At 61.1% G+C, this 5,349-nt stretch carries 7 protein-coding genes; 6 read left to right on the top strand and 1 reads right to left on the bottom strand.

Annotated elements, in window-relative coordinates:
* From argF to B3873_RS04060, 3 genes are all read left to right on the top strand, one after another.
* The coding region (argF, locus tag B3873_RS04070) for an ornithine carbamoyltransferase (RefSeq protein WP_286864167.1) at positions 1-816 on the top strand (816 nt) is incomplete at its 5' end.
* A gap of 71 nt (positions 817-887) precedes the next feature.
* Positions 888-2,222, top strand: a complete 1,335-nt coding sequence (gene argG / locus B3873_RS04065) for an argininosuccinate synthase (protein WP_286864165.1) — start codon at positions 888-890, stop codon at positions 2,220-2,222.
* Between the two features lie 42 nt (positions 2,223-2,264).
* Entirely contained in the window at positions 2,265-2,579 is a 315-nt protein-coding gene (locus B3873_RS04060) for a pyrimidine/purine nucleoside phosphorylase (protein WP_034333616.1), read from the top strand.
* Positions 2,580-2,657: 78 nt separating this feature from the next.
* Here B3873_RS04060 and murB read toward each other — a convergent pair whose 3' ends face one another.
* On the bottom strand, positions 2,658-3,689 hold the full coding sequence (gene murB, locus B3873_RS04055) for a UDP-N-acetylmuramate dehydrogenase (RefSeq protein ID WP_286864163.1): 1,032 nt from the start codon (positions 3,687-3,689) through the stop codon (positions 2,658-2,660).
* Positions 3,690-3,824: 135 nt separating this feature from the next.
* Here murB and B3873_RS04050 point away from each other — a divergent pair, with 135 nt between their 5' ends.
* The 3 genes from B3873_RS04050 to B3873_RS04040 form a co-directional block, all read left to right on the top strand.
* Positions 3,825-4,310 (top strand): YajQ family cyclic di-GMP-binding protein, encoded by a 486-nt coding sequence (locus tag B3873_RS04050; RefSeq protein ID WP_034333613.1) that lies wholly within the window; start codon positions 3,825-3,827, stop codon positions 4,308-4,310.
* A gap of 221 nt (positions 4,311-4,531) precedes the next feature.
* The gene (locus B3873_RS04045; protein ID WP_286864162.1) at positions 4,532-4,945 is read left to right on the top strand and encodes a PAAR domain-containing protein; all 414 of its coding nucleotides are present in this window, start codon (positions 4,532-4,534) and stop codon (positions 4,943-4,945) included.
* Positions 4,942-5,349, top strand: a 408-nt coding sequence (locus tag B3873_RS04040; protein ID WP_286864160.1) for a PAAR domain-containing protein, incomplete at its 3' end; no start/stop codon positions are given. The genes B3873_RS04045 and B3873_RS04040, both read left to right, overlap by 4 nt.

The raw sequence follows: 5,349 nt of genomic DNA, 5'->3' as shown, positions 1-5,349 counted from the left end.
CCCCACCCCCATCACCCGTTGGCCGATCTTCCCTTGGTGATGTTGTACAAAAAAACCAAGCCCCGCCCCCGCCTCTCCTTCGAAGCCGGCATGCACCAGATGGGCGGTGCGGCGATCTACCTCAACACCCGCGACAGCCAGCTTGGCCGTGGCGAACCGGTGGAAGATGCGGCGCAGGTGATGTCGCGCATGTGCGACGTCATCATGATCCGCACCTACGGCCAGGAGATCATCGAGCGCTTTGCCAAGCATTCGCGCGTGCCGGTCATCAACGGTCTCACCAACGAGCAGCATCCCTGCCAGGTGCTGGCCGATGTGTTCACCTACATCGAGCATCGCGGCAGCATCCAGGGCAAGATCGTGGCCTGGGTCGGCGACGCCAACAACATGCTCTATTCATGGCTGCAGGCGGCCGAGGTTTTTGGCTTCCACGTCAACGTCTCCACCCCCAAGGGCTACGACATCGATCCGGCCCAGGTTTCGCCGGGCAACAAGAATTACACCTTCTTCGCCGATCCGGCCGATGCCTGCCAGGATGCCGACCTGGTCACCACCGACGTGTGGACCAGCATGGGCTTCGAAGCCGAGAACAATGCCCGCCTGAAGGCCTTCGATGGCTGGATCGTGGACCAGGCCAAGATGTCGCGCGCCAAGAAGGATGCGCTCTTCATGCACTGCCTGCCCGCACACCGTGGAGAGGAAGTGGCCGCCGAAGTGATCGACGGCCCGCAATCGGTGGTCTGGGAAGAGGCGGAAAACCGCCTGCATGTGCAGAAGGCCCTGCTCGAATATCTGGTGCACGGCCGCTTCGATTAAGCCGCCCTGCTGCCCATTCCCCCAGCACAAGAATCACGCTCAACACTTCACTTCATCGCAACGTCAAGATCATGTCCAACATCCTGCAATCCGTCCCGGTCAATCAAAAAGTCGGCATCGCCTTCTCCGGCGGCCTCGATACCAGCGCCGCGCTGACCTGGATGCGCCAGAAAGGCGCTGTCCCCTACGCCTACACCGCCAACCTGGGCCAGCCGGATGAGCCGGACTATGACGCCATCCCCAAGAAGGCCATGCAATACGGTGCCGAACTGGCGCGCCTGATCGACTGCCGCGAACAGCTGGCCAACGAAGGCATCGCAGCCCTGCAAAGCGGCGCGTTCCACATCTCCACTGCCGGCATCACCTACTTCAACACCACCCCGCTGGGCCGTGCCGTGACCGGCACCATGCTGGTGTCGGCCATGCGTGAAGACAACGTCGACATCTGGGGCGACGGCAGCACCTACAAGGGCAACGACATCGAGCGCTTCTATCGCTACGGCCTGCTGGTGAACCCCAACCTGAAGATCTACAAGCCCTGGCTGGACAGCACCTTCATCGACGAACTGGGCGGCCGCAAGGAAATGTCCGAGTTCATGATCAAGTCCGGCTTCGACTACAAGATGTCGGTGGAAAAGGCCTACTCGACCGACTCCAACATGCTGGGCGCGACCCACGAAGCCAAGGACCTGGAATTCCTCAACAGCGGCATCAAGATCGTGCAGCCCATCATGGGCGTGGCGTTCTGGCGCGATGACGTTGAAGTGAAGGCCGAGACCGTCACCGTGCGCTTCGAAGAAGGCCGTCCGGTGGCGCTCAACGGCAAGACCTTCGCCAGCATGACCGAGCTGATCCTGGAAGCCAACCGCATCGGTGGCCGCCATGGCCTGGGCATGAGCGACCAGATCGAGAACCGCATCATCGAAGCCAAGAGCCGCGGCATCTACGAAGCCCCGGGCCTGGCCCTGCTGTTCATCGCCTACGAGCGCCTGGTCACCGGCATCCACAACGAAGACACCATCGAACAATACCGCGACAACGGCCGCAAGCTGGGCCGCCTGCTGTATCAGGGCCGCTGGTTCGACTCGCAGGCCATCATGCTGCGCGAAACCGCCCAGCGCTGGGTGGCACGCGCCATCACCGGCGAAGTGACGGTGGAACTGCGTCGCGGCAATGACTACTCGATCCTCAACACCGAGTCGCCCAACCTGACCTACCACCCGGAACGCCTGACCATGGAAAAGGGCGAAGGCAGCTTCTCCGCAATCGACCGTATCGGCCAGCTGACCATGCGCAACCTGGACATCGCCGACACCCGCCAGAAGCTGTCGATCTACCAGAACACCGGCCTGCTGGATTCCAGCACCGCCGTGTCGCTGCCGCTGCTGGGCCGTGACGAAAAGTAATTCCTGCTGGATTCACCTTTACCGTTTAATGGAAGCGATTCGATGAGCACTCAATTCGACAACGTCACCGTCCTGAAAAAGGGCAATGTCTACTTCGACGGCAAGTGTGTTTCGCACACCGTGCTGCTGGCCGATGGGACCAAGAAGACCCTGGGCGTGATCCTGCCCTCGACGCTGAACTTCAGCACCGGCGCACCGGAAATCATGGAAATCAACGGCGGCAGCTGCCGCGTGCGCCTGAAGGGTGAAGAAGCCTGGAACACCTACGCTGCAGGCACCACCTTCAGCGTGCCGGGCAACTCCAGCTTCGACATCGAAGTGACCGAGACCCTGGATTACGTCTGCCACTTCGGCTGATCTTCTCGGCCTCTGAATAAAAAAGCCGTCCGGTAGCGATACCGGACGGCTTTTTTACGTCTTCAGACCGGAGTGTTCTCAGATGAAGACCGGTTCCGGCTCCAGCTGGACGCCGAACTTTTCCTTCACATCATCCTGGATCGCCTTGGCCAGCCTGGCCACTTCAGCCCCCGTGGCACCGCCCCGGTTGACCAGCACCAGGGCCTGCTGTTCATACACGCCTGCACGCCCCATGGTCTTGCCCTTCCAGCCGCAGCGGTCGATCAGCCAGCCGGCGGCCAGCTTGTAGTGATCCTCATCGACGCGATAGCTGACCAGGTTGCTGTATTGCGCCAGCAGGGTATCGCGCAGGCGGGCCGGCACGATGGGGTTCTTGAAGAAGCTGCCGGCGTTGCCGATCCGGGCGGGGTCTGGCAGCTTGCGGGTGCGGATGGCGATGACGGCCTCGGCGATGTCGCGCGGACCGGGCTCGGTGATGCCGCGCTCCTGCAGGGCCTGGGCGACGTCGGCGTAATTGGCGTTGGCTTCCCAGCGCTTCGGGAGAGCGAATGTCACCTCCAGGACCACGGCGCGGTCGCGCAGCGCATGCTTGAAGACGCTGTCGCGGTAGCCGAAGCGGCAGGCCTTGCGATCCAGCGTCAGCAGCTCGCCGCTGATCAGGTCGAAAGCTTGCAGACTGTGGAAGCGATCCTTGATCTCGATGCCGTAGGCACCGATGTTCTGGATGGGCGCGGCACCGACGCTGCCGGGGATGAGTGAAAGATTCTCCAGCCCGCCCAGCCCCTGTTGCAGCGTCCACTGCACGAAAGCGTGCCAGTTCTCCCCGGCGGCGGCGCGCACGTAGATGAAGTTGTCGTCCTCGCCGGCGATGTCTATGCCCCGGTTCTGCATATGCAGCACCAATCCGCTGAAGTCTTGCGTCAGGAGGAGGTTGCTGCCGCCGCCCAGGACCAGGCGCGGCAAGGCCATGAGGCCGGCGTCCTGGCGCAAGGTGCGCAGCTGCTCGATGCCCTCCACAGGCAGGTAGGCATGGGCACTGGCCTCGATGCCGAAGGTGTTGAGGGCGCGCAGGGAAACGTCGTGGCGGACGGGAAGTGAAGAAGTGCTCATAGGGGTGGGATTATATCGCCCGCGCGCGGCAAATCCGCTGTCAGCGGCCAGGCGATGGCGGCGCGAGCCTCACTCCGTTAAAATCACGGCTCAGACGCCGGCCTTCGCCGGCTGCAAGAACATAAGGAACAAGCCATGCCCTCATTCGATACCGTCTGCGAAGCCAACCTGGTGGAAGTCAAGAACGCCGTGGACCAGGCCAACAAGGAAATTTCCACCCGTTTCGACTTCAAGGGCACCGATGCCCGCGTCGAGCAGAAGGAGCGTGAACTGACTGCATTCGCCGACTCGGACTTCCAGCTCAGCCAGGTGCGCGACGTACTGACCAACAAGATGACCAAGCGCAACGTCGATGTGCGTTTCCTGGACGAAGGCAAGATCGAGAAGATCGGCGGCGACAAGGTCAAGCAGGTCATCAAGGTGAAGAACGGCATCGAAAGCGACGATGCCAAGAAGATCGTGCGCGTCATCAAGGACAGCAAGATGAAGGTGCAAGCCAGTATCCAGGGCGACGCTGTGCGCATCACCGGCGCCAAGCGCGACGACCTGCAGGCGGCCATGGCGCTGCTGCGCAAGGAGATCAAGGAGATTCCGCTGGAGTTCAACAACTTCCGCGACTGATCTGGGCACTTGCCTTTGCAGTACCGACAACGCCGGCCTTTGCCGGCGTTTTTTTTGGCGCCAGCTCGATGGTATTCGAGAAAACGCAGCTGATTGCTTGAGGGCAAGCGGGTTTCCGCACTGCCAAATCTACACTCCTTCCACCCAAAAATATCGGCATCTCTTGAAGTGAGCGCTGATGGGCTGTTTGGGCAAGTTGCCAACTGACGGAAGGAGCAAAGATGGAACACAAGGAATTTGACGGACAACGCCTGGCAAACGATTTTCTTGCCGGCATCGACAGACGACCCATCAAAGGCAGCCATGCGCTAGCAACGCTGGCTTCGGCCACGCGGCTTGGCGGGGAAATCTCCACGGCCAGCAGCAGCATGCACGTCAAGGGACACCGCATCGCCTGCGTCGGTGACATCGTGCGATATCAGGACGGGAGTGAGAGCAGGATCGTCTCAGGTGCCGGCGCAGCCTTGACCTGCAAAGGCCATCCGATGGCCATCGTCGGCAGCACGACCGACAATCGGGACACGATCACCAGCAGTCTGCAAAACACAGCACAAATTCGGGAATACGCCGACGATGCCGGCATACCGGGGCTGCTGCAAGCTGGCTACCTGGCGCCGACAGGGGATGGCGCATGAAGATCATCGGCTGGATTCGCTATGGCGATAAAGCCGCCTGCGGCGGGACGGTGATTGAGGGTGACCAGACCTGCCGCAGCCATGGGCGGGCTTATGCCTTTCAGGGGGCTCGGGTGGCTTGCCGAAAGGACTGCATCATTGCTGATGGTTTTCCGCGCTCTACGCTCACCAATGGACGGGCTCAGGTTATTCATGGGATGAAGACCAGTGCTGGGTGTCCGTTGCTTTCTACGCTCAATGAGGTTGATGGCGTGGGCAATGCGAGCGGTGAAGCAGTCACGACCAATTTTTATCAAACAACTCAAGGCGACTGGCTACCAAAGTTTGGACCTGAGCATCTCACAGAAGAAAGCCCGGATGAACAAGTGCGCGCCATCGATGGCAAGACCGGCGAGCCGATACCT

The organism is Herbaspirillum sp. UBA812, assembly GCF_002296545.1.
GTDB classification, from domain to species: domain Bacteria; phylum Pseudomonadota; class Gammaproteobacteria; order Burkholderiales; family Burkholderiaceae_D; genus Herbaspirillum; species Herbaspirillum huttiense.
Note: the sequence above shows the minus strand (reverse complement) of the source record. Positions and strands in the feature narration are given on the sequence as shown.